Raw genomic sequence first — 22990 nt, forward strand, 5'->3', positions numbered from 1 at the left:
GCAAGCGGCCCCCAAACCCCGGGGGCCCCCCCCGCGGGCGGGGCGCGGCCCGCGGCCCCGTCCGCGGCCCCGGCCCCCGCGCCGTCGCGCGGCCCCTCGCCCGCGGACGCGTCGCGCCCGTCGGCCAAGCACGCCTGATCGCGCATCATGGCCGATACCCTTACCGCCAACGCCGATGACAGCGGCGGCCGCGCGCCCGCTCCGGCAGGCGCCCCGCCCGCACCGCCGGCGCCGCTGACCGGCGGCAAGCTGATCGTCGGCACCATCGCGCTGTCGCTGGCCACGTTCATGAACGTGCTGGACTCGTCCATCGCCAACGTCTCGATTCCGGCGATCTCCGGCGACCTCGGCGTGGCGCCCAACCAGGGCACATGGGTCATCACGTCGTTCGCGGTGGCCAACGCCATCTCCGTGCCGCTCACGGGCTGGCTCACCACGCGCTTCGGCGCGGTGCGGCTGTTCGTCACGTCCATCCTGCTGTTCGTGCTGTCGTCGTGGCTGTGCGGCGTGGCGCCGAACCTTGAGACCCTGCTGGCCGCGCGCATTCTGCAGGGCGCGGTCGCGGGTCCGATGATTCCGCTGTCGCAGTCGCTGCTGCTCGCGAGCTATCCGCCGGCCAAGAGTTCGATGGCGCTCGCGCTATGGGGCATGACCACGCTCGTCGCGCCGATCATGGGGCCGCTGCTCGGCGGCTGGATCTCGGACAACATGACGTGGCCGTGGATCTTCTATATCAACATCCCGGTGGGTCTCGGCGCGGCGTATGCCACGTGGGCCATCTATCGCGAGCGCGAAACGCCTACCCGCATCCTGCCGATCGATCGCATCGGGCTTGCGCTGCTCGTCATCTGGGTGGGGTCGATGCAGCTGATGCTCGACAAGGGCAAGGAGCTCGACTGGTTCCACTCCACGTTTATCGTCGCCCTGACGATCACCGCGGTGGTCGGCTTTCTGTTCTTCCTCGTCTGGGAGCTTTACGAGAAGCATCCGATCGTCGATATCCACCTGTTCGGCGGCCGCAATTTCGCGGCGGGCGTGGTGGCGATCTCCGTGGCCTATGGCCTGTTCTTCGGCAACCTCGTGATCCTGCCGCTGTGGCTGCAGACCATCGTCGGCTACACGGCTACGGATGCGGGCATCGTCATGGCGCCCGTGGGCATCTTCGCCATCATCCTGTCGCCGATCATCGGGCGCGTGCTGCCAAAGGTCGACGCCCGCTGGGTCGCGACCGCGGCGTTCATCACGTTCGGCATCGTCAGCTTCATGCGCTCGGGTTTCACGACGGGCGTGGACACGCGCACGCTGATGATTCCCACACTGATCCAGGGCGCTGCGATGGCAATGTTCTTCATCCCGCTGACGTCGATCATCCTCTCGGGCCAGCCACCGGCGAAAATCCCGGCCGCCTCGGGACTCTCGAACTTCGTGCGCATCACGTTCGGCGCCATCGGCGCGTCGATCTCCACGACGATCTGGGAAAACCGCGCGGCGCTCCACCATGCGCAGCTCATCGAGCAGGTCAATCCATACAACCCGACCTACATCGCGCAACTCGACCGCCTGACGGCCATGGGCATGACCCGCGCGCAGGCCATGGGCGTGATCGAGCGCAACATCTCGCTACAGGCGTCGATGCTGGGCGCCAACGACATCTTCTGGATCTCGGGCGTGCTGTTCTTCGTGCTGATCGTTTTCGTCTGGCTGACGAAGCGGGCCCAGGGCGGCGGCGGCGCCGACGCCCCCGGCGCGCATTAAAGGGGGCGGAGCCCCCTTACAGCTTGACCAGCCGCTCCGGCCGCAACGCCCCCTCGCGCATCCGCGCGACGCCAAGCAGCCGGGCGGGCTGCCCGCCATAGACGCGGGCAAGCTCGTCCTCGGCAAGCGCCACATCCGAAGGCAAATCCCGTCGCGCAATCCGCTGGCCCTGCAGAAACCGCCCCATCGCCGCATCGTCCAGATGCACGGGCGCACAACGCTGCAGCAATGCATCCACGGGCGCGAGCATCGACGGCCGCACGTCATCGCCCACCGCATCGATCTGTTCGAGCGTCACCGCGCCATCGAGCGTGAGGTCCCCCACCGCCGTCCGACGCAGCGCGGTCAGATGCGCGCCACATCCGAGCGCCTCGCCGATGTCCTCGGCCAGCGTCCGGATATACGTCCCCTTGCTGCACGTCACGCGCATGGTGAACCCCGGGGCATCGGCATCGTCGAGCGCCACCGCCAGCACCCCGATCTCGTGGATCGTCACCGTCCGCGCCGCGCGCTCGACGGTTTCCCCCGCCCGCGCGTATTCGTAGAGCGGCTTGCCGTCCTTCTTGAGCGCCGAGTACATCGGCGGCACCTGCGAGATCACACCCGTAAAGCGCGCAACCGCCGCATCGAGCGCGGCCCGGTCCACGCGCACCTCGCGTTGCAGCACCACTTCGCCCTCGGCATCGCCGGTCGTGGTCGTCTGCCCCAGACGCACGACGGCCTCGTAGGTCTTGTCGGCATCGAGCAGATCCTGCGAAAACTTGGTGGCTTCGCCAAAGCACAGCGGCAGCAGGCCCGTCGCCAGCGGATCGAGCGTGCCCGTATGCCCGGCCTTGTTGGCGCGCAGCAGCCGCTTGGCACGCACGAGCGCGTCGTTGGAGGATAGCCCCAGCGGCTTGTCGAGCAGCAGCACGCCGTGCACATCACGACGCGGCAGCCGGGGCGCGCGAGGCGGGCCGGCCGGTCGGGTCTCTTGGGAGTCGGTCATCGGAGAGGTGCGTGCCGCGCGGCACGCGCAAATCAGGACGGCAGGCGCAAGGGCCTTACTCGTCGTCCTTCGCGCGCGTGGCGTTCGCTTCGTTGATCAGCTTCGACATCTCGATCGCATGCTCGACCGACGTGTCGTGATGGAAATGCAGCGTGGGAACGGTATGGATATGCAGACGCTTGAACAGCAGCGAATGCAGGTAGCCGGCCTTCTCCCTGAGAATGGCGGCGGCCACTTCGGGCTCGGCGCCCAATACCGTGAAATAGACCTTGGCGTGCGCGTAATCGGGCGTCAGCGCCACCGACTGGAGCGTGACCAGCCCCAGGCGCGGATCGCGAATCTCGCGCTGGATCATCGCGGCCAGTTCCTTCTGGATCTGGTCGGAGAGCCGGATGTTGCGGGAAGAGATGGTGCCTTTCTTGGCCATCGAAACCTGTAATGTTCTGCGTGTCTAGCTACTACAAAAACACAGTGGCGGGACATGCCCGCCACTGCCTTGCCGCTGTTACAGCGTACGTGCCACCTCGGTGATCTCGTACACCTCCAGCTGGTCGCCTTCCTGAACGTCGTTGAAGTTCTTGATCGACAGACCGCACTCGAAGCCCTGCTTCACCTCGCGGACATCGTCCTTGAAGCGCTTCAGCGAATCGAGCTCGCCGCTGTGGATCACGACGTTGTTGCGCAGCACGCGCACCAGCGAGTTCCGCTTGACCATGCCGTCGGTGACCATACAGCCGGCCACCGCGCCGATCTTCGGCACGCGGAAGACCTGACGGACTTCCACCTGACCGATCGTGGTCTCGCGCTTCTCCGGTGCGAGCATGCCCGACATGGCTGCCTTGATCTCGTCTACCGCATCGTAAATGATGTTGTAGTAACGGATGTCGATGCCATTGTGCTCGGCCAGCTTGCGCGCGCCAGCGTCGGCACGCACGTTGAAGCCGATGATGACCGCCTTCGATGCCGTCGCCAGGTTGACGTCGGACTCGGAGATGCCACCCACGCCACCGTGCACGATCTGCACGCGGACTTCGTCCGTGGACAGCTTCTGCAGCGATTGCACCAGTGCTTCCTGCGAACCCTGCACGTCGGCCTTCACGATCAGCGGCAGCGACTGGACTTCGCCTTCGCTCATCTGCTCCAGCATCGTCTCGAGCTTGGCCGCCTGCTGCTTGGCCAGCTTCACGTCGCGGAACTTGCCCTGACGGAACAGTGCGATTTCACGCGCCTTGCGCTCGTCCGGCAGCACCAGCACTTCCTCGCCCGCGGCGGGCACTTCCGACAGACCCTGGATTTCCACCGGGATCGACGGACCCGCTTCCTTCGCGGGCTTGCTGTTCTCGTCGAGCATCGCGCGGACACGGCCATAAGCACTGCCGGCCAGCACGACGTCGCCGCGCTTGAGCGTACCGCTCGTCACCAGGATCGTTGCGATCGGACCCTTGCCCTTGTCGAGCTGGGCTTCCACCACGAGACCCTTGGCCGGCGCATCGACCGGTGCCTTCAGTTCCAGCACTTCGGCCTGCAGCAGCACCTGCTCCAGCAGATCGTCGATACCGAAACCGGTCTTTGCGGACACGGGCACGAACGGCGAGTCGCCACCGTACTCTTCCGGCAGCACCTGCTCGGCCACGAGTTCCTGCTTCACGCGGTCCGGGTTCGCCTCGGGCTTGTCGATCTTGTTGATCGCCACCACGATGGGCACGCCGGCCGCCTTCGCGTGGGCGATGGCTTCCTTCGTCTGCGGCATCACGCCGTCGTCGGCGGCCACCACCAGAATCACGATATCGGTTGCCTTCGCACCGCGTGCACGCATGGCCGTGAAGGCCTCGTGACCCGGGGTGTCCAGGAACGTGATCACGCCGCGCTCGGTTTCCACGTGGTAGGCACCGATATGCTGCGTGATACCGCCCGCTTCGCCCGCGGCAACCTTCGTGCGGCGGATGTAGTCGAGCAGCGAGGTCTTGCCGTGGTCAACGTGACCCATCACGGTCACCACCGGCGGACGCGGCAGCAGTTCGGCGTCGGTGTGTTCCTCACCACCGATGTCGAGCAGCGCTTCCGGATCGTCCAGCTTGGCGGCAAACGCCTTGTGGCCCATTTCTTCCACCACGATCATGGCGGTTTCCTGGTCCAGCACCTGGTTGATGGTCACCATCTGGCCGAGCTTCATCATCTGCTTGATGACCTCGGAGGCCTTCACCGCCATCTTGTGCGCCAGATCGGCCACGGAAATGGTTTCCGGCACGTGCACTTCACGCACCACCGGTTCGGTCGGCGCCTGGAAGTTGCTGCGCTCGTCGGCATGATGCTTGCCGCCGCGGCCACGCGGACCGCCGCGCCAGCCACCGACGCCACCTGACGAATCGCCGCGCGTCTTCAGGCCGCTGCCCTTCTTGCGCGAACCTTCGTCCTGCCACGTCGAGGAAGTACCGGCCTTGACGACCTTGCCCTTCTTGTCCGTGGTGGTCGTGGTCGTGGTAGCGCCCGCCGTGGCCGGCGCCTTCTTCTCGTCCTTCTTGACTTCGGTGCCGGGCGCCTTCACAGGCTTGTGCAGCGTACCGGTCTGCTCGGCCTTCTTTTCCTCGGCCTTGCGCTCGGACGGTGCCTTCAGCACACGTGCGGGCGCATTGAGCATTTGCTGGATCGCGCGCGCTTCCGCTTCCGCGGCTTCGCGGCGGCGGCGTGCGGCATCCTGCTGCTCGGCGCGCGCGGTATCCGCGGCAGCCTTCGCATTGTCGGCGGCCTTCTGCGCTTCCACGCGTTCGGCGGCCAGGCGCGTCTTGTCTTCCTCGGCCTTCGTGCGCGCGGCTTCCTCGGCGGCGTCCGCCACGGCACGTGCTGCCGCAGCTTCTTCCTCCGCCTTGGCGGCCAGCAGTTCGGCCTGGCGGCGCTGTTCGGCCTCCAGAGCTTCCTGCTTCGCGCGGCGCTCGGCTTCCTCGCGCTCGGCGGCCTCGCGGCGTGCCTTGAGCTCGGCTTCCTGGCGCGCCAGCTGTTCTTCCTGCTGGCGGCGCTCCTCTTCCTCGAGGCGTGCCTGTTCGGCCGCGGATTCCTGCGAATCGCCGCCATCGCCATGCGTATCGGCCGAGGACTCGTCGCGCTTGATCAGGACGCGCTTCTTGCGCACCTCGACCTGCACGGTGCGAGTCTTGCCGGTGGAGTCGGCCTGGCGGATCTCGGACGTCTCACGCTTCGTCAGCGTGATTTTCTTCCGCGCGCTGTCATCGGCCTGACCATGCGACCGCTTGAGGTAGTCGAGCAGCCGGGTCTTGTCCGATTCGGTGATGATGTCTTCAGGCGTCGCCTTGCCCACCCCAGCTGCCTGCAATTGTTCCAGCAGGGCAGCTGCGCTGCGGCTCAGTTCTGCGGCCAGTTGGGCAACTGTTGTGCTTGCCATTCAAACCCTTTCAATACTTGGTTTCTACGTCGGGACAGTTTGTTGCGGAAAGCGCGCGGCCGGAACACGTCCCGGCCGTGTCCCTCAGTTGAACCAATGTTCCCGTGCCTTCATGATCAGCGCGCGGGCATCGTCCTCGCTCACACCGATCATCTCGACCAGCTCGTCGACGGCCAGTTCGGCCAGGTCGTCGCGCGTGTGGATATTGCCTTCGGCCAGTTTGCCGATCAGCTCGGGAGTCAGGCCTTCGAGCGAGCGCAGATCCTGCGACACCTCTTCCACCTTTTCTTCCCGGGCCAGTTCCATCGTCAGCAGCGCATCGCGTGCGCGGTTGCGCAGCTCGTTGACGGTGTCCTCGTCGAACGCTTCGATCTCCATCATTTCATTGATGGGGACGTAAGCGACTTCCTCAAGTGTCGAGAAGCCTTCCTCGATCAGGATGTCCGCCACTTCCTCGTCCACGTCCAGCTTGGCCATGAACAGCTTGCGCACCACTTCGCTTTCCTCGGCCTGCTTCTGCGCCGATTCTTCCTGCGTCATGATGTTGATCTGCCAGCCGGTCAGCTCCGACGCCAGGCGTACGTTCTGACCGCTGCGGCCAATGGCGACGGCGAGGTTTTCCTCGTCCACCACCACGTCCATGCTGTGCTTTTCCTCATCGACCACGATCGACTGGACCTGCGCCGGCGCCAGGGCGCCGATCACGAACTGCGCCGGATCTTCCGACCACAGCACGATGTCCACCGCCTCGCCGCCGATCTCGTTGCGCACTGCCGTCACGCGCGTGCCACGCACGCCCACGCAGGTACCGATCGGATCGATGCGCTTGTCGTGCGCCACCACCGCGATCTTCGCGCGAACGCCCGGATCCCGTGCGGCAGCCTTGATCTCGAGCAGGCCCTGTTCCATCTCGGGCACTTCGTTCTCGAACAGCTTGATCAGGAACTCGGGCGCCGTGCGCGAGAGTTCGATCTGCGGGCCACGCGCGGCGCGGTCCACATTGAGGATATACGCGCGCACACGGTCGCCGGTGCGCAGGTTTTCCTTCGGAATGATCTGGTCACGTGCCAGCAGCGCCTCGACGCGGCCCGACTCGACGATCAGACCCTTCTTGTCGGCACGCTTGACCGTACCGGTCATCACCTTCTCGCCGCGATCGAGGTAGTCGTTCAGGATCTGCTCGCGCTCGGCATCGCGGATGCGCTGCAGGATCACCTGCTTGGCAGCCTGCGCGCCGATACGGCCAAATTCCACGGACTCGATCTGCTCCTCGACGAAATCGTCGAGCTGCGCGTCGGCATTCTGCTCACGGGCTTCGAACAGCAGGATCTGCTTGTCCGGCTCCTGCAGGCCTTGTTCGTCGGGAACGACCAGCCAGCGGCGGAACGTCTCGTGCTCACCCGATTCACGGTCGATCGCGACACGAATATCGACATCTTCCTCGAAACGCTTCTTGGTCGCGGAAGCGAGTGCCGCTTCCAGCGCGCCAAATACCACATCCTTGTCGACGTTCTTTTCACGCGCGAGCGCATCGACGAGCAACAGAACTTCGCGGCTCATTGCTTGTTCCCTTTTCTTTGATTTCCTTTGAAGTCGAACACCGGCACGAGCCGTGCGCGGTCGACATCGGATATGGCGAATTCCAGCAGTGCCGGGCCGTCCTTGCCTTCGAATTCCAGGCCAACCTTCTCGGCCCCGGCCTCACCCGTGGGCTCCCGCAGGATGCCGACGAAATTTTTCTGGCCGTTGACAGGCAGGCGCAGCGTGACGCGCGCTTCGGCACCAGCGAAGCGGACATAGTCGGCCAGCTTCTTCAGCGGCCGGTCCAGCCCCGGCGAGGAGACTTCCAGGCGCTCGTAGTCGATATTTTCGACCGTCAAGACGTGCGTGAGCTGCCGACTGACCTTTTCGCAGTCCTCGATGACGATACCGGTATCCGGCTGATCGATAAAAACACGCAGTAGTCCAGCCGGGGCACGCTCAAGATCCACCAATTCGTAGCCCATGCCGTTCAGGGTGGTTTCGATCAAATCTGCCAGATGCACTGTAATCCCGAGTAAGAACCTTCAAATTTTTGAAGCGGGCGAACCAAAAAAAAATGGGCGCAATGCCCATCATTCGCCCACCCTCACGTGGAGGATGACACTTTGAATAGACTTTGATTATACGCGGATTATGTCCAAAAGGCAAAAGCCTGCTGGACGCCGCGCGCCAGGGGCCGGGGCCCCGGGCGACACGCGACACCCTCGCGGGCGCCGCGTGCGGCAAGCTGCTCAGCGATTGCCGCCATGGCCGCCGCCGCCGTGACCGCCGCGGCCACGCTGACGGCGATTGTTGCCGCCCGCGCCACCGCCGGCGCCATTTCCGCCGCCGTTGCCACCGCCGTTACCACCTTTCGCGGCCTTCGGCATCACATTGCCATTCACATCGCCGCCACCGCGGCGCGGCGGCTGCGAGCGGCCGCCACGGCCGCCACCGAGACCGCCACCGGTGCCGCCACCGCCGCCCATACCACCGCGCATGCCGCCCTGACCGCCGCGCATACCGCCCTGACCGCCGCGCAGGCCACCCTGGCCGCCGCCGAACTTGGTCGTATGCGACGTCAGCGGCGCGGGGCCGGTCGGGATGTAGCCCATCGAGGTCTGCATCGGATCGGGCTGACCGCGGCCGGCGCCACTGCCGCCACGCGGACCGCTCTTCTCGAAGCGCGGCAGGCCATCCATGCCCGTCGGCATCGGCATGCCGGCGATCGCGGCTTCGGTGCGCGCCTTGCGGCCGCTCACCTTGCTGGCGCCCTTCGGCTGCTGCTCGCCCTTGGCGGGCGCCTTCAGGCCGATGCCGGCCATGAGCGTGCGCACGTCCGCGGCTTCCAGCTCCTGCCAGCGGCCGCGCTTGAGGCCGCGCGGCAGCAGGAACTGGCCGTAGCGCGTCCGGATCAGGCGCGACACGGTCAGGCCGACGGCCTCGAACATGCGGCGCACTTCGCGGTTACGGCCTTCGGTCAGCGCCACGTGATACCACTGGTTCACGCCTTCGCCGCCGCCGTCCGCGATACGCAGGAAGTTGGCCTCGCCGTCGTCGAGCTCGATGCCATGCAGCAGACGCTGGCGATCGGACTCGCCGAGCTCGCCCAGCGTGCGCACCGCGTACTCGCGCTCCACGCCGTAGCGCGGATGCATGAAGCGGTTGGCGATGTCGCCGGACGTCGTGAAGATCAGCAGGCCTTCGGTATTGAAGTCGAGGCGGCCCACGGCCACCCACTTGCCGGTCTTGATGCGCGGCAGGCTGTCGAACACGGTCGGACGGCCTTCCGGATCGGACTGGCTGACGATCTCGCCCGCGGGCTTGTGATACAGCAGCACGCGCGGCGGCTTCGTCGAGATCTTGCGATGGATCAGCTTGCCGTTCACGCGCACCTGATCGGTCGGCAGAATGCGCTGGCCGATATGCGCGGGCAGTCCGTTGACGGACACGCGACCCTGCAGGATCAGCTCTTCCATCTCGCGGCGCGAGCCGAGGCCACCCTCGGCGAGCACCTTGTGCAGCTTGGGCGCATCGTCTTCGGCCGAGAGCTCGCGCACGGGCTTGGCCTTGGTGCGCGGCACGACCATGTCTTCCTGGTCGTACTGCTCGGAAATCACGAACTTGAACAGGTCTTCGGCACCGGCCGCGGCCTTGGCGGGCGACTTGACGAGCAGCTCGCTGCCCTGACCGCCCTGAGCACCCTGACCGCCCTTGCCACCGCGGCCCGCGCCGCCGGCGCGCTCGCCCTTGCGGTCGCCGCGTTCGGCACGCTCGCCACGGCCGCCGGCCTTCTGCCCACCCGGATTGCCCTGCTGGTTACCCTGCTGACCGCCCTGGCCGCGGCTACCGCCCTTGCCGCGCTTGCCTTGTGCATTGCCGGCCGCGGGACGCGCCTCGCCATCGACGAGCGCGGCCTTGCGTTGCGGCTGCTGGCGGCGCTTGCGATTGCCGCCGCCGGGCTGGCCCTGCGGCTGCGCCTGCGCGCCACCGTCGCCACCCTCGCCCGCCACGGCCTGATCGCCGTCGGCAGCTTCGCCGGCGGCCGCCACCGGGGCCGCGGGCTTGCGCCGGCCGCGGGCACGCGGCTCGCGGGGCGCGGCGGCAGCGGCATCGCTGCCCGCGCCGGACGCATCGCCCTCGCCACCTTCCGCGCGGCCGGGCTCGCGGTCCTGCGCGGACTGGCGGCGGGACGCCACCAGATTGCGCAGGCCACGGCGCAGTCCCTTGCGGCGCGGCGCGCCGTCCGTGCCGGATGCGTCGGGCGCACCGGCATCGTCCGGCTGGCGGACGTCTTGATCAACGGAATCAGACAAAATATTCACTATCGGATGTTGCATGTTGTTCAGTTGGACACGCGCTCATCGTCCTCGGCCGGATGCGGCGTGCTGCCGTCCGGCGACGCCGGGGATGCCTCCCCGGCGGACGCGTCGATGTCCTCGTGGATGCCGTGGGCCTGTTCCACAGGCGCCTCGTCATCCGGACCGTTTTGAAGCGTGGGCGCGGGCTCGGGTTCCGCGCCGGTTTCCTCCGCGATATCCGCTTCGGGTTGCGCCTCTGCCTGGGCTTCGGGTTGCGTTTCGGCGTGTTCGGGTTGCGATTCAGCGACCGATTCGGCGACCGATTCGGCGTCCGTCTCGGCGCTCGTCTCGGCGACCGATTCAGCAACCGTCTCGGCGACCGTCTCGGCGTTCGTCTCTTCGGGCGCGGCTTCCGCGAAGGCTTCCTCGTCGCCGCTCGCGCTCACCTGCGGGTTGGCCGTGGCCACCTCTTCGAAATCGATCGCCTGCTGGTCCAGCAGCGCGGCCTGCACCTGCGCCTGGGCATCTTCCAGCGGCGGCAGCTCATCGAGCGTGCGCAGGCCCAGATCGTCGAGGAACGCCTTGGTCGTCGCATATAACGCGGGACGGCCCGGCACGTCACGGTGCCCGATGACCTCGATCCAGCTCCGGTCCTCGAGCTTCTTGATCACTTCGGTGCTCACGGTCACACCGCGAATTTCCTCGATGTCGCCACGCGTCACGGGCTGCCGGTACGCGATGATCGCCAGCGTTTCCATCACTGCGCGCGAATACTTGGGCGGCTTCTCCGGATTCAGGCGATCGAGGTACTCGCGCATTTCGGGCCGGCTCTGGAATCGCCAGCCGCTTGCGAGCGCAACCAGTTCCACGCCGCGCTGCAGCCAGTCCTGGCGCAGCTCTTCGAGCAGCACGCGGATGGTGTCGGCACCGACATCGTCGGCAAACAGCTTGCGCAGATCGTTCACGCGCAGCGGCTCCTGCGCGCAGATCAGCGCGGTCTCGAGGACGATCTTCGCCTCTTGGGTATTCATGTGATTGCGTGCAGCCTGTATTGCACCTGCTTCCGGACAAAGTCCCGAAAGCACGGGAGATTTCGGATACAGCGGCCGATTACCACCGCCATCTCGTCGCGCAGCCAACTCGCATGCGTGTCGCACTCAAGCCGTGCACTTCGTTTTGATGCATCGATTTGCCGGTCATTCCGGCAGAAGATTGTCCGGCGTCCGGCGTGGCCGACCGATGGACCTCTTGCGTCGCGCCTTCTCCCTCAGGGGCGGACGTCGTCGCCGCGAACCGCTCGCTGCAACGGCAAGATCAACGGATATCGGGCCCGGGCAGGAAAGCGCCCCGGGGCCGGCATCGCCACTCCACGGCGCGGCCCGGTCTTTTGAACCAGATCTTTTGAACCAGAAATACCGTGGGGGTGGATCTGTCACGCCTGAGCATGGGATCCGTCGATATCCCCCCTGATGGGGGGCATCACACTGACGATGCCGCGGACGCCACAAAGACTACGTGCGCGATACCGTGGTTCCGGCGATTGTATGGCATATCCGGGGGCGCCTGCAACCCGCCCCCTCCCGACTCCCTTCCCGCCCCCCTCCGGCTCCCTTCCTCCGCCCCGCGCTCAGAGCACGAGACAGAAGCCGTGCCGGGCCAGCATTTCCGGCAGCAGGGCCGCCCGCGCGATGCCGGCCACGCCAAAGCCCGCCACCGCCAGCCCGGCCAGCGTCCGCACCGCAGGGCGCCTCGCCTGGCGCCGCAGCCAGCCCGAGAAGCCGGACAGCGCGAGCAGATTCGGCAGCGTGCCGAGACCGAACGCGCCCATCACCAGCGCACCCGAGGCGGCGTTGCCCGCCAGCAACGCGAGCCCGAGCGCGCCGTAGACCATGCCGCACGGGACGAGCCCCCATGCGAGACCGGTGACGTAGCGTCGCGGCACCGGACCCAGGCGCCCCCACATCGCATGCACGCGCGCACCTGTCGCGCCCATTGCGCCCGTTGTGTGCATTGCGCCGGCCACGCGCGCCATCACCCGTTCGAGCCATGCCATGCGCACCGCGCCGCCCCGCATCAGCCAGACGCCCGCGACGATCAGCATCGCACTGCCGAGCGCGAACAGCGAGCGCTGCAGCGGCAGCACGTCATGCTTCCACGCCAGCGCGCCAATCGCCCCCATCGCGGCGCCGAGCATCATGTATGTCGACACACGGCCCGCATGCATCGCGAGCGTGTCGCGCCACCACGCGCGCCGCCATGCATGCATGCGTTGCCGCGCGATAAGCGGCACCGGCGAGCCCGCAGCCTTTGCTTCTGGCGAAACGGCGATCGCAATGCCACCGCACATTGCCGCGCAATGAATGCCACCCAATAACGCTAATAGGAAGACACTGAAAAGTACCTCAAATATCAACTGTTCCTCGCTTTCGTCTAGGCGCGCACGCTAGAATGCATTCATCGTGCCCCCGCGAGCGCGCTTCACCGACAGGTCTCAATTGCTCACGCCCATCCCGATCACCGAGATGTCCCCCCGTTGCTCCACGTGTGCGATGGGCCAACTGTGCCTGCCCGTCGGCATGAACAAGCAGGACCTCGAGAAGATCGATACGCTCGTGCAGGAACGCTACCGCGTGCACAAGGGCGAGACGCTCTATCGCATGGGAGATCCGCTGACCGCCGTCTACGCGGTGCGCTTCGGCACGCTGAAGACGCATGTCACGATGGAAGACGGGCGCTCGCAGATCACGGGCTTCCATCTGCCCGGCGAGATCGTGGGCCTCGATGGCCTCAGCGAGATGCAGCACGCGTCCGATGCTTCGGCGCTCGAGGACACCGAAGTCTGCGTGGTCCGCTTCAACGACCTCACCGCACTCTCCAGCGAACTGCCTTCTCTGCAACAGCAGTTCCTGCGCCTGATGAGCCGGGAGATCTCGCAGGACCAGCTCATGTTGATGACGCTCGGTTCGATGCGCGCGGAAGAGCGACTGGCCGCGTTCCTGATCAACCTTTCCACACGCCTGTCCGCGCGCGGCTACTCGTCTACCGAGTTCGTGCTCCGCATGAGCCGCGAGGAAATCGGCAGCTACCTCGGGCTCAAGCTCGAGACGGTCAGCCGCCTGTTCTCGCGCTTCGCCGAGGCCGGACTCATCCAGATTCGTCAGCGCCATGTCAAGCTCGTTGACGTCGATGGTCTCAGGCAGATCTACAGCCGCAGCTGCTGACGGCATCGTCGCTCACTCCGCATTCATTCCAGTTCGTCGGTCTCTGCAAGCGGTGCGGGCAGCGTGTAGAGCGTGAGTCCGCTCGACACCGCGCACAGCATCCACGCCGACAGGAAACCCACCGTGTACACGGCCTCGCGCGATGCCTCGAGCGGATGGCCGAACAGCATGAGGTCGCTGGGATCGACGAGCGAGAACACCGCCGCCGTCGCCACGCCAGCCACCAGGAACGCGGGCCACAACACCCACATCAGCCAGCGCCAACGTGTGTGTCCGTTCATGGATGCCTCGCTTCGGGCACGGCCTTGACCACCAGGCCGCGATGCTCGGCGTCGGCGACGGGCCGGTCCGCATGCTGCGCGGCGAGCCAGATCGTCACGCCGCAGCCGATCATGGCCAGCAGCGGGCCGCTCATCAGCAGCCACGGCCACGGTTCCTTCCACCACGGTCTACCTTGTTGCGTCTGCATGTGAACTCCCTGTTCCCTAGAGATTGCGCGGCACGATAAAGCTCGTGGCCTGACGGACATCGGCCACCTGATGACCGCCCTGCTCCGCCGTTACCGCGATATCGATCTTGTGCGTGCCCGGCTGCGCGGCCTCGATGGGCACGCGGATGCGGACCGGCACGAGCCGGTTCGATGCCGGCGCCAGCGCCTCCGCCGTGGGGTCGTATTCGATGCTGATACCGGCCAGGTCGTGGCCGTTGGCCTGCACGCGCACCTGCATGGGCGCTTCGGTCGTATTGATCAGTTGCAGCCGGTAGACGTTCTCGATCCACCGGCCCTCGACTTCGCGGCTCAATGCGCCGCGGTCGCGCAGCACGTCGACCTTGAGCGGCGCGCGCAGCGCGATCGATACCGCCAGTCCCGCGACGAGCGCGAGCCAGACGGTCGAGTAGATCAGCACGCGCGGCCGCAGCAGCCGGCGGCGCGCGGCCTCCGGCGACAGGCTCTGCCGCATTGCGTTCTCGGATGTATAGCGAATCAGCCCGCGCGGATAGGCCATCTTGTCCATGACCTGATTGCAGGCATCGATGCAGGCGCCGCAGCCGATGCACTCGTACTGCAGGCCGTCGCGAATATCGATACCGGTCGGGCAGACCTGCACGCAGATGCTGCAGTTCACGCAATCGCCGAGGCCCGCGGCACGGTAATCGGCCTTGCGGCCGCGGCTGCCGCGCGGCTCGCCGCGGCCGACGTCATAGGTCACCACGAACGTGTCGCGATCGACCATCACGCTCTGGAAACGCGCGTACGGGCACATGTACTTGCACACCTGCTCGCGCATGAATCCCGCGTTGCCCCACGTCGCGAACGCATAGAACAGCATCCAGAACGTCTGCCACGGCCCGAGCCCGGCGCTGGCGACCTGGCCGCCCAGCGCGCGAATGGGTGTGAAAAAACCGACAAACGTGAAGCCCGTCCACAGCGCGATAACGATCCACAACGCGTGTTTGGTGGCCTTGAGCCGCAGCTTGCGCAGCGACCACGGATCGCCGTCGAGCCGGATACGCGCGAAACGGTCGCCTTCTATCCGGCGCTCGATCCACAGGAAGATCTCCGTGTAGACCGTCTGCGGACACGCGTAGCCGCAGAACAGGCGCCCTGCGATCGCGGTGAACAGGAACAGCGCGAGCGCCGAGATCACGAGCAGCACCGACAGGTAGATCACGTCCTGCGGCCACAGCACGAGCCCGAAGATATAGAACTTGCGCGCGCCCAGATCGAACAGTACCGCCTGCCGGCCATTCCACTGCAGCCATGGCGTGCCATAGAAGATCAGCTGCGTGAAAATCACGAGCCAGACACGCCAGCGGTCGAAGGCGCCGGTGACCGAGCGCGGATAGATCTTGCGCCGCACCTCGTAGAGTGCCTCGTCGGAATTCTCCGCACCGGGCATCGACATCGGCCGCCAGCTGTTGTCATTCATCGCGACGCCCCATCCGTATTGGACAGGCTCCAGACATAGGCGGTCAGCATCTGGATGCGCTCGGGCGTCAGAATTTCCTCATGCGCGGGCATATGGCCGTCGTGACCCTTGAGGATCGCCTCGACGATCGTGCCCTCCGAGCTGCCATAGAGCCAGACGTTGTCCGAGAGATTCGGCGCGCCGAGGGCCTGATTGCCCTTGCCCGAACTTCCGTGGCAGGCCGCACAGGTGGTCTTGAACGTGCCTTCGCCGCGCGATGCGCGAATCGGGTCGTAGGCGAGTCCCGACAGCGATCGCACATACTGGGCGACGTCGCCCGCGAGCTTGCCATCGACGGCGGCCGCGAACGACGGCATCTTGCCATTGCGGCCCTTCGTGATGGTCTGGCGGATGGTGTCGGGATCGCCGCCATACAGCCAGTCGGTATCGGTCAGGTTCGGAAAGCCGCGGCTGCCCCGCGCATCGGAGCCATGACACTGCGCGCAGTAATTGAGAAACAGCCGCTGGCCGATCTCGTGCGCCTCGGGATCGGCGGCCACCGCCTTGACATCCATCTGCATGTACTTTGCGTAGATCGCATGCTGCGTCGCCTCGGCTGCCTGCCGCTGCGCCGCGAGTTCGCCCTGCGTCGAGAAGCCGAGCACGCCCCGGTACGCGCCGAGCCCGGGGTACAGCACGAGGTAGGCGAGCGCGAACACGCACGACAGCAGGAACATCCACATCCACCAGCGCGGCAGCGGGTTGTTCAGTTCGCGCAGGTCGCCGTCCCAGACATGACCCGTATCGGCGGCGGCGCCGGTCTGCTGCGCGGCGATACGGCGTTGCGACAGCAGCAGCCACGCACACCACACGATGCCGACCAGTGCGATGGCGGCGATGTAATAGCTCCAGAATCCGGAAGTGAAATCGCTCATGATCGAAGCTCCCCGTCGGGAGACGTTGTGGGGCGCGTTGTCGTTTCGTCCGGCAGCGCGAAAGGCAGCAGCGCGGACTCGAGATTGGCGGCCTGCCGGTGCGCGGACCACGCCCACCAGCAGATGCCGAGGAAGACCACCATGGAGATGACGGTGGCGATCGCGGTCAGCATGGCCATGGCCTTACTCCTTGGCCGGCGCACCGTCGATGCGCACGTTGCGGCGATTGATGCCGAGGCCCTGCAGGTACGCGACCATCGCGTCCTCCTCGGTCTTGCCAGCGAGCGCCTCGGGCGCGTGCGCGATCTCGTCCTCGGTGTAAGGCACCCCTAATCGTTTGAGCGCGTGCATGCGCGCCTGGACGCTGTCGGTGGCGAGCGGCGTCTTCTCGAGCCACGGATATGACGGCATGACCGATTCGGGCACCACGTCGCGGGGATTGCGCAGGTGCACGCGCTGCCAGTCGTCCGAGTAGCGGCCGCCGACGCGCGCGAGGTCCGGACCGGTCCGCTTGGAGCCCCACAGGAACGGATGGTCGAACACCGATTCGCCGGCCGTCGAGAAGTGGCCGTAGCGTTCGGTCTCCGCCTGCAGCGTGCGCACCTGCTGGGAGTGGCAGCCCACACAGCCTTCGCGGATATAGATATCGCGGCCCATCAGGCGCAATGGCGAGTACGGCGTGATGCCGGGGTCGGGCTGCGTCGTCGAATGCTGGAAGAACAGCGGCACGATCTGCACGAGACCGGCGATGCTGACCACGATGATCGTGGCCACGATCAGCCAGCCGACGTTCTTCTCGAGGGTTTCGTGGGACCAGAACTTCTGTTGTTGTGCTGACATCTTCGACATCCTTCCCTATCAGTGCGCGGCGGCCGGGGCCAGGCCGTCCGGAATGGGCGCGTCCACCGCGCGCTTGCCGGCGATCGTGCGGTACACGTTCCAGGCCATGATCAGCATCCCGGAGAGGAAGCACAGGCCGCCCAGCAACCGGATCAGATAGAACGGATACTTGGCCTTCACCGCTTCGACGAATGCGTAGGTCAGCGTGCCGTCGGGCTGCGTGGCGCGCCACATCAGGCCCTCCATCACGCCCGCGATCCACATCGACGCGATATAGAGCACCACGCCGATCGTCGCGATCCAGAAGTGCCATTCGATCAGCCGCACGCTGTACATCTGCTTCTCGCCGAACAGGCGCGGAATCAGGTAGTAGAGCGAGCCCACGGAGATCATCGCGACCCAGCCCAGTGCGCCCGAATGGACGTGGCCGATCGTCCAGTCCGTGTAGTGCGACAGCGCATTGACGGTCTTGATGGACATCATCGACCCTTCGAACGTGGCCATGCCGTAGAACGACAGCGCGACGACGAGGAACTTGAGGATCGGGTCCGTGCGCAGCTTGTGCCAGGCGCCCGACAGCGTCATGATCCCGTTGATCATGCCGCCCCACGACGGCGCGAGCAGGATCAGCGAGAACACCATGCCCAGCGACTGGGCCCAGTCGGGCAGCGCCGTGTATTGCAGATGGTGGGGGCCGGCCCACATGTAGGTGAAGTTGAGCGCCCAGAAGTGGACGATCGAGAGCCGGTACGAGTAGATCGGGCGGCCGGCCTGCTTGGGGATGAAGTAGTACATCATCCCGAGAAAGCTCGTGGTGAGGAAGAACCCGACCGCATTGTGGCCGTACCACCATTGCACCATCGCGTCCTGCACGCCCGCGTACGCCGAATAGGACTTCCACATCGACGCCGGCATCTCGATGTTGTTCACGATATGCAGCAGCGCGATGGTCAGGATGTAGGCGCCGAAGAACCAGTTGGCCACGTAGATATGGCGCGTCTTGCGGCGAATGATGGTGCCGAAGAACACGATTGCGTAGGCGACCCATACCAGCGTGATCAGGATGTCGATCGGCCACTCGAGCTCGGCGTACTCCTTCGAGCTCGTGATGCCCATCGGCAGCGTGATGACGGCCGCCACGATGACCGCCTGCCAGCCCCAGAACGTGAACGCGGCCAGCGGGCCGCAGAACAGACGAGCCTGGCACGTGCGCTGCACCACGTAGTACGAGGTCGCGAACAGCGCGCTGCCGCCGAACGCGAAGATCACCGCGTTGGTATGGAGCGGCCGCAGCCGGCCGAACGACAGCCACGGTGTATTGAAGTTGAGATCCGGCCAGATCAGTTGCGCCGCCAGCAGGACGCCGACAGCCATGCCAACGATCCCCCAGACCACGGTCATGATCGCGAACTGCCGCACCACGCCGTAGTTGAAGGTTCCTGCGCGGGTATCCGCGCGCGTGCTCGCGAGATCCGGCACGCGAGACGCAGCGGTGGTGACTTCCATTCAGACCCCCAATGCAAAAGTGAGATAAAAAACCCCGATGACGACCCGACTTTAGTGAAGCGTCATCGACCCGGCGTTGACCTCCATCAACTTTGAGGAAATTGCGATGAACTTTTTTCGAGGGTGTTGCGCGGCGTCACGCTGTCGTTGTCGAGCAGGATGGCTTCCGCCGGGCGGTCGAGGTCGTCGTACTGACCCGCATGCATGGCCCACCAGAGCGCGCCGGCAATCAGCGCCACCAGTACGAGGCTCATCGGCACCAGCAGGTAGAGCATGTCCATCGTCAGGCCTCCTTCGGTACGCGTAGCAGCCGCCATGCGTTGAGCACGACCAGCAGCGAGGACAGCGACATGCCGATGCCGGCCATCCACGCGGTGACATGGCCGGTGGCCGCGAGCGGGATGGCGATGACGTTGTAGGCGAATGCCCAGCCGAGGTTCTGCCGCATGACCCGGCGCGCGCGGCGGGCGACGGTCAGCGCGGTGGCGATCGTGGCAATGTCGTCGTGCATCAGCACCGCGTCGGCGCCCGCCTGGGCGAGCGGGGCACCGCTGCCGATGGCGATGGAGACGTGGGCCTGTGCGAGCACGGGGGCGTCGTTGATGCCGTCGCCGACGGCGAGCACCACGGCACCCGACTGCTGGAGCGCGGCCACGTCGTCGCGCTTGCCCTCGGGCGTCCGCGCGCCCGCGGCGCGGGCGATATCGAGCCGCTGCGCCCATGCCTGCACGGCGTTCGGGTGGTCGCCCGAGAGCAGGTGCACACGCACGCCGAGGCGATGCAGGCGGGCCAGCAACAGGCCGGCCTGCGGCCGCGCGACGTCGGCCAGCACGAAGCGCGCGAGCAGGCCTCGATCGTCGCCGAGCCAGATAGGGGTGGCAAGCGCGGCGTCCGCGCCGGACGCGCCGGTCGTGCTGGACGTGCTGGACGTGCTGGACGTGTCGGTAGTGTCGGGCGTGCCGGTCGTGCCGCGCGTTGCGTCGCAGGCCCGGGCCGCGGCCACGAACGCGTAGTGGCCCAGCCGCAGTTGCCGCGCTCCCAGCGTCGCCTCGACGCCCTGCCCCGGCACATTGCGGAGCCCATGCACCGCGGGCAGGCTCGCGCCGGATGCATCCGCCCGCAGCGCGCGGCCGATGGGGTGTTCGCTGTCGCGCTCCATCGCCGCGGCCAGCGCGCGGCATTGCGAGGCGTCCAGCGCGCCGAGCACGTCGGTTTCCACCACCGAGAACGTCCCCTGCGTCAGCGTGCCGGTCTTGTCGAGCACGACGTCGGTGACACGCGCGAGCGTCTCCATGGCATGGCCCCGCGTCATCAGCAGTCCGCAGCGGGACAATGCGGCCCCCGCAGCCGCCAGTGCCGCGGGCGCGGCCAGCGACAGCGCGCAGGGGCAGCTCACCACGAGCACCGCGACGGTCACCGGCAACGCGCGCGCCGGATCGATCCACAGCGCCCAGACCGCGCCCGTGACTGTGGCAAGCAGCAGCAACGTCCCCACGAACCACGCCGCCACGCGATCGGCGAGCGCCGCGAGGCGGGGCTTGTCGGTCAGCGCGCGGTCGAGCACCGCGACGATCTCGGCCAGCCGCGTCGCGGCACCGATGCGCGTCACGCGAAGCTCCACCGGGCTCGCGCTGTTGAAGCTGCCCGCGAGCACCGTGCCGCCGATCCCCCGCGGCACCGGCCGCGACTCACCTGTCAACAGCGCTTCGTCGAACTCGCTTGCACCGAGCACGATCGTGCCATCGGCGGGCACCACGTCGCCCGCTCTCACCCGCACGCGGTCACCCACCCGCAGCCGCGCGACGGGAATCCGCTCACTCGCGGCGCCGGCTTCCGCCACGCGCTCGCAGGTAGCCGGCAGTTGCCGGGCGAGCATCTCGGCGCCGCTGCGCGAGGCCTGCCGTACGCGCAGCTCCAGATACCGGGCCAGCAACAGGAACGCCACGAACATCGTGACGGAGTCGAAGTAGACCTCCCCGTGGCCGCGCACGGTGGCCACCGTGCTCGCGAGAAAACCGGCCGCCACGCCGATCGCTACCGGCACGTCCATCCCCGCGCGGCCCCCGCGGAGATCGCGCCATGCACCAGCGAAGATCGGCCACGCCGAATAGGTGACCACCGGCAGCGTCAGCGCAAAGCTCGCCCAGCGCATCAGCGTCAGCAGGCCCGCGTCGATGGTCGCCTCGTAGGTGTAGACCGGCCACGCATACATCATGACCTGCATCATCGCGAGCATCGCCACCGCCATGCGCATCAGCAGCGCCCGGCGCTCGCGGCGGTCCGCGCGGTCGGCGCGGCCCACCTCGAACGGCCAGGCGAGATAGCCGATATCGGCAAGCGCGGCCAGCAGCCCGGCGACCGGCTGCGCGCCCGCGCGCCAGCGGACGACCACACGGCGCGTGGCCACGTTGGCCACCGCCGATACCACGCCCGGCAACTGCTGAAGATGCTGTTCGATCAGCCATGCGCACGCGGCGCAGCGGATATTCTCCGGAGCGAGCGTGATTTCCGCTTCGTCGGTACCGATATCGCGAACGAACTGCGCGCGCAGTTCCGGCGCGTCGTAGGCCGCCCAGACCAGCTCGGCCTCGCGGCGGGCATCGCCTTCGATCGGGCGGGCAAATTTCCCCGCGGCAAGCGCGGTATCGGCGTAGAAATGTCCAAAGCCGGCCGCATGCAGCGTGCGGGCAAGGGTCATGCAGCCGCCACAGCAGAATTGCCGCAGCGTGCCATCGAGAGAGAGGGACAGCGGCGCGCCGGAACCGACCGGCTGGCCGCAGTGAAAGCATGCGAGGGACATGGGGCGCTCTTTTACCTACGGAATAGTAGGTAGCGCCCCGCCCTCACACTTTGATGCAGATCAATCGACGGTGAGGTGTGCCCTCATCCGGCGGCAAACATCGGCGTCTGTCTTTCCGCGATCAGTATCAGGTCAGAGACGTATCCATCGTCCTGCGCGCGGATTCGAGGTATTCGCGCGACTGCATCTCGATGATGCGGGACACGGTGCGGTGAAACTCGTTGGCCATCTGGCCCTCGGTATAGAGCTCGTCCGCGGGGACCTCGGCGGACATCAGCAGCTTGACCTTGTGGTCGTAGAACACGTCGATCAGCCACGTGAACCGGCGCGCTTCCGACGACATGCGCGGCGTCATCTTCGGCACGTCGGAAAGAATCACCGTATGGAACTGCGAAGCGAGCTCCAGGTAATCGTTCTGCGAACGCGGACCGCCGCACAGCGTCGCGAAGTCGAACCACACCACGCCGTTGGCACGGCGCAATGCCTTCAGCTCGCGATGCTCGATATGCAGGATCGGCGATTCGTCGGCCGTGCCCGCAATGGCTACGAATGCATCGCGCAGCGCGGCGCTCGCCTCGCGACCCAGCGGCGTGTGGTAGGCCTCCACCTGCTCGAGCGCGCGCTTGCGGTAGTCGATACCGGCATCGACATTGAGCACGTCGAGCTTCGTCTCCAGCAACGCGATGGCCGGCAGCACGCGGTCGCGATGCAGTCCATCCGGATACAGCAGATCCGGCCGGTAGTTCGACGTCATGACGAACTGCACGCCGTTCGCAAAGAGCTGGTCGAGCAGGCGGTGCAGCATCATCGCATCGGCCACGTCGCTGACGTGGAACTCGTCGAAGCAGATGAGCCGGTACTTGCGCGCGATGCGACGGGCCAGTTCGTCGAGCGGATCGGCGCGGCCGCGCAGTTCCTCGAGCTGGCGATGCACCTCGCGCATGAATTCATGGAAATGGAGCCGCGTCTTGCGCACCACGGGCACGCAGGTATAGAAGCTGTCCATCAGGAACGACTTGCCGCGCCCCACCCCGCCCCACAGATAGACGCCCTTGGGCACATCGGGATGCACGAGCAGCTTCTTCAGTGCATTGCCGCGGCGCGCCTTGTAGGCGACCCATTCGTCGTAGCACTGCTGCAGCCGCGCGACCGCGCGCAGCTGCGCCTCGTCCGACTGGTAGCCGCGCTGCTGAAGTTCGTGCTCGTAATACTCGGTGACGTTCATGCTGTTCGGGGCGCGCTCCGCACTCTCGTGCCGGCGCTGCAAGTGAAAACGGCGCGCCGCTCCGGGAATCCCCAGATACGGCGCGCCGGAG

At 66.5% G+C, this 22990-nt stretch carries 20 protein-coding genes; 2 read left to right on the top strand and 18 right to left on the bottom strand.

Features of this window, described 5'->3' with window-relative positions:
- Positions 1 to 147: 147 nt before the first annotated feature.
- Positions 148 to 1755 carry a DHA2 family efflux MFS transporter permease subunit gene (locus tag AAHB16_RS31495; protein WP_342052821.1) on the top strand — a complete coding sequence of 536 codons (1608 nt, stop codon included), beginning with the start codon at positions 148 to 150 and terminating at the stop codon, positions 1753 to 1755.
- A 16-nt stretch (positions 1756 to 1771) separates the two neighbouring features.
- On the opposite strand, the gene truB is transcribed toward AAHB16_RS31495, so the two are convergent.
- From truB to AAHB16_RS31535, 8 genes are all read right to left on the bottom strand, one after another.
- Positions 1772 to 2743: a tRNA pseudouridine(55) synthase TruB gene (truB, locus tag AAHB16_RS31500; protein WP_342052822.1), complete on the bottom strand. Its 972-nt coding sequence runs from the start codon at positions 2741 to 2743 to the stop codon at positions 1772 to 1774.
- Between the two features lie 55 nt (positions 2744 to 2798).
- Positions 2799 to 3170, bottom strand: coding sequence for a 30S ribosome-binding factor RbfA (gene rbfA / locus AAHB16_RS31505; RefSeq protein ID WP_150371376.1), 372 nt, complete (start codon positions 3168 to 3170; stop codon positions 2799 to 2801).
- A 78-nt stretch (positions 3171 to 3248) separates the two neighbouring features.
- Positions 3249 to 6140: a translation initiation factor IF-2 gene (infB, locus tag AAHB16_RS31510; protein ID WP_150371375.1), complete on the bottom strand. Its 2892-nt coding sequence runs from the start codon at positions 6138 to 6140 to the stop codon at positions 3249 to 3251.
- Positions 6141 to 6224: 84 nt separating this feature from the next.
- Positions 6225 to 7700, bottom strand: a complete 1476-nt coding sequence (gene nusA / locus AAHB16_RS31515; protein ID WP_150371374.1) for a transcription termination factor NusA — start codon at positions 7698 to 7700, stop codon at positions 6225 to 6227.
- Positions 7697 to 8185 (bottom strand): ribosome maturation factor RimP, encoded by a 489-nt coding sequence (gene rimP, locus AAHB16_RS31520; RefSeq protein WP_150371373.1) that lies wholly within the window; start codon positions 8183 to 8185, stop codon positions 7697 to 7699. The genes nusA and rimP overlap by 4 nt, the downstream gene beginning before the upstream one ends.
- A gap of 228 nt (positions 8186 to 8413) precedes the next feature.
- A complete protein-coding gene (rluB, locus tag AAHB16_RS31525; protein ID WP_446718154.1) occupies positions 8414 to 10477 on the bottom strand; it encodes a 23S rRNA pseudouridine(2605) synthase RluB in 2064 nt (687 codons plus the stop codon).
- Between the two features lie 29 nt (positions 10478 to 10506).
- Positions 10507 to 11493 carry an SMC-Scp complex subunit ScpB gene (gene scpB, locus AAHB16_RS31530; RefSeq protein ID WP_342052824.1) on the bottom strand — a complete coding sequence of 329 codons (987 nt, stop codon included), beginning with the start codon at positions 11491 to 11493 and terminating at the stop codon, positions 10507 to 10509.
- A gap of 596 nt (positions 11494 to 12089) precedes the next feature.
- Positions 12090 to 12875, bottom strand: coding sequence for a sulfite exporter TauE/SafE family protein (locus AAHB16_RS31535; protein ID WP_342052825.1), 786 nt, complete (start codon positions 12873 to 12875; stop codon positions 12090 to 12092).
- An 82-nt stretch (positions 12876 to 12957) separates the two neighbouring features.
- Here AAHB16_RS31535 and fnr point away from each other — a divergent pair, with 82 nt between their 5' ends.
- Entirely contained in the window at positions 12958 to 13683 is a 726-nt protein-coding gene (gene fnr, locus AAHB16_RS31540) for a fumarate/nitrate reduction transcriptional regulator Fnr (protein ID WP_150371369.1), read from the top strand.
- A gap of 23 nt (positions 13684 to 13706) precedes the next feature.
- On the opposite strand, the gene AAHB16_RS31545 is transcribed toward fnr, so the two are convergent.
- The 10 genes from AAHB16_RS31545 to zapE form a co-directional block, all read right to left on the bottom strand.
- On the bottom strand, positions 13707 to 13964 hold the full coding sequence (locus AAHB16_RS31545) for a hypothetical protein (RefSeq protein ID WP_150371368.1): 258 nt from the start codon (positions 13962 to 13964) through the stop codon (positions 13707 to 13709).
- On the bottom strand, positions 13961 to 14152 hold the full coding sequence (locus AAHB16_RS31550) for a hypothetical protein (protein WP_150371367.1): 192 nt from the start codon (positions 14150 to 14152) through the stop codon (positions 13961 to 13963). The genes AAHB16_RS31545 and AAHB16_RS31550 overlap by 4 nt, the downstream gene beginning before the upstream one ends.
- A gap of 16 nt (positions 14153 to 14168) precedes the next feature.
- Entirely contained in the window at positions 14169 to 15614 is a 1446-nt protein-coding gene (gene ccoG / locus AAHB16_RS31555; RefSeq protein WP_342052826.1) for a cytochrome c oxidase accessory protein CcoG, read from the bottom strand.
- Positions 15611 to 16528, bottom strand: coding sequence for a cytochrome-c oxidase, cbb3-type subunit III (gene ccoP / locus AAHB16_RS31560; protein ID WP_150371365.1), 918 nt, complete (start codon positions 16526 to 16528; stop codon positions 15611 to 15613). Before ccoP ends, ccoG begins: the two co-directional genes overlap by 4 nt.
- Complete coding sequence (locus AAHB16_RS31565; protein WP_150371364.1) at positions 16525 to 16707, bottom strand: cbb3-type cytochrome oxidase subunit 3; 183 nt, start codon at positions 16705 to 16707, stop codon at positions 16525 to 16527. Before AAHB16_RS31565 ends, ccoP begins: the two co-directional genes overlap by 4 nt.
- Positions 16708 to 16711: 4 nt before the next feature.
- On the bottom strand, positions 16712 to 17368 hold the full coding sequence (ccoO, locus tag AAHB16_RS31570) for a cytochrome-c oxidase, cbb3-type subunit II (RefSeq protein ID WP_150371363.1): 657 nt from the start codon (positions 17366 to 17368) through the stop codon (positions 16712 to 16714).
- Between the two features lie 18 nt (positions 17369 to 17386).
- Positions 17387 to 18874 (bottom strand): cytochrome-c oxidase, cbb3-type subunit I, encoded by a 1488-nt coding sequence (gene ccoN, locus AAHB16_RS31575; RefSeq protein WP_342052827.1) that lies wholly within the window; start codon positions 18872 to 18874, stop codon positions 17387 to 17389.
- A gap of 86 nt (positions 18875 to 18960) precedes the next feature.
- Positions 18961 to 19155, bottom strand: coding sequence for a cbb3-type cytochrome oxidase assembly protein CcoS (gene ccoS / locus AAHB16_RS31580; RefSeq protein WP_150371362.1), 195 nt, complete (start codon positions 19153 to 19155; stop codon positions 18961 to 18963).
- A gap of 2 nt (positions 19156 to 19157) precedes the next feature.
- Positions 19158 to 21674 carry a heavy metal translocating P-type ATPase gene (locus AAHB16_RS31585; RefSeq protein WP_342052828.1) on the bottom strand — a complete coding sequence of 839 codons (2517 nt, stop codon included), beginning with the start codon at positions 21672 to 21674 and terminating at the stop codon, positions 19158 to 19160.
- Positions 21675 to 21801: 127 nt separating this feature from the next.
- Complete coding sequence (zapE, locus tag AAHB16_RS31590) at positions 21802 to 22899, bottom strand: cell division protein ZapE (RefSeq protein ID WP_150371360.1); 1098 nt, start codon at positions 22897 to 22899, stop codon at positions 21802 to 21804.
- Between the last annotated feature and the right edge of the window lie 91 nt (positions 22900 to 22990).

Source organism: Cupriavidus sp. OTU4054 (genome assembly GCF_038440175.1).
Taxonomy (GTDB): Bacteria; Pseudomonadota; Gammaproteobacteria; order Burkholderiales; family Burkholderiaceae; genus Cupriavidus; species Cupriavidus pauculus_D.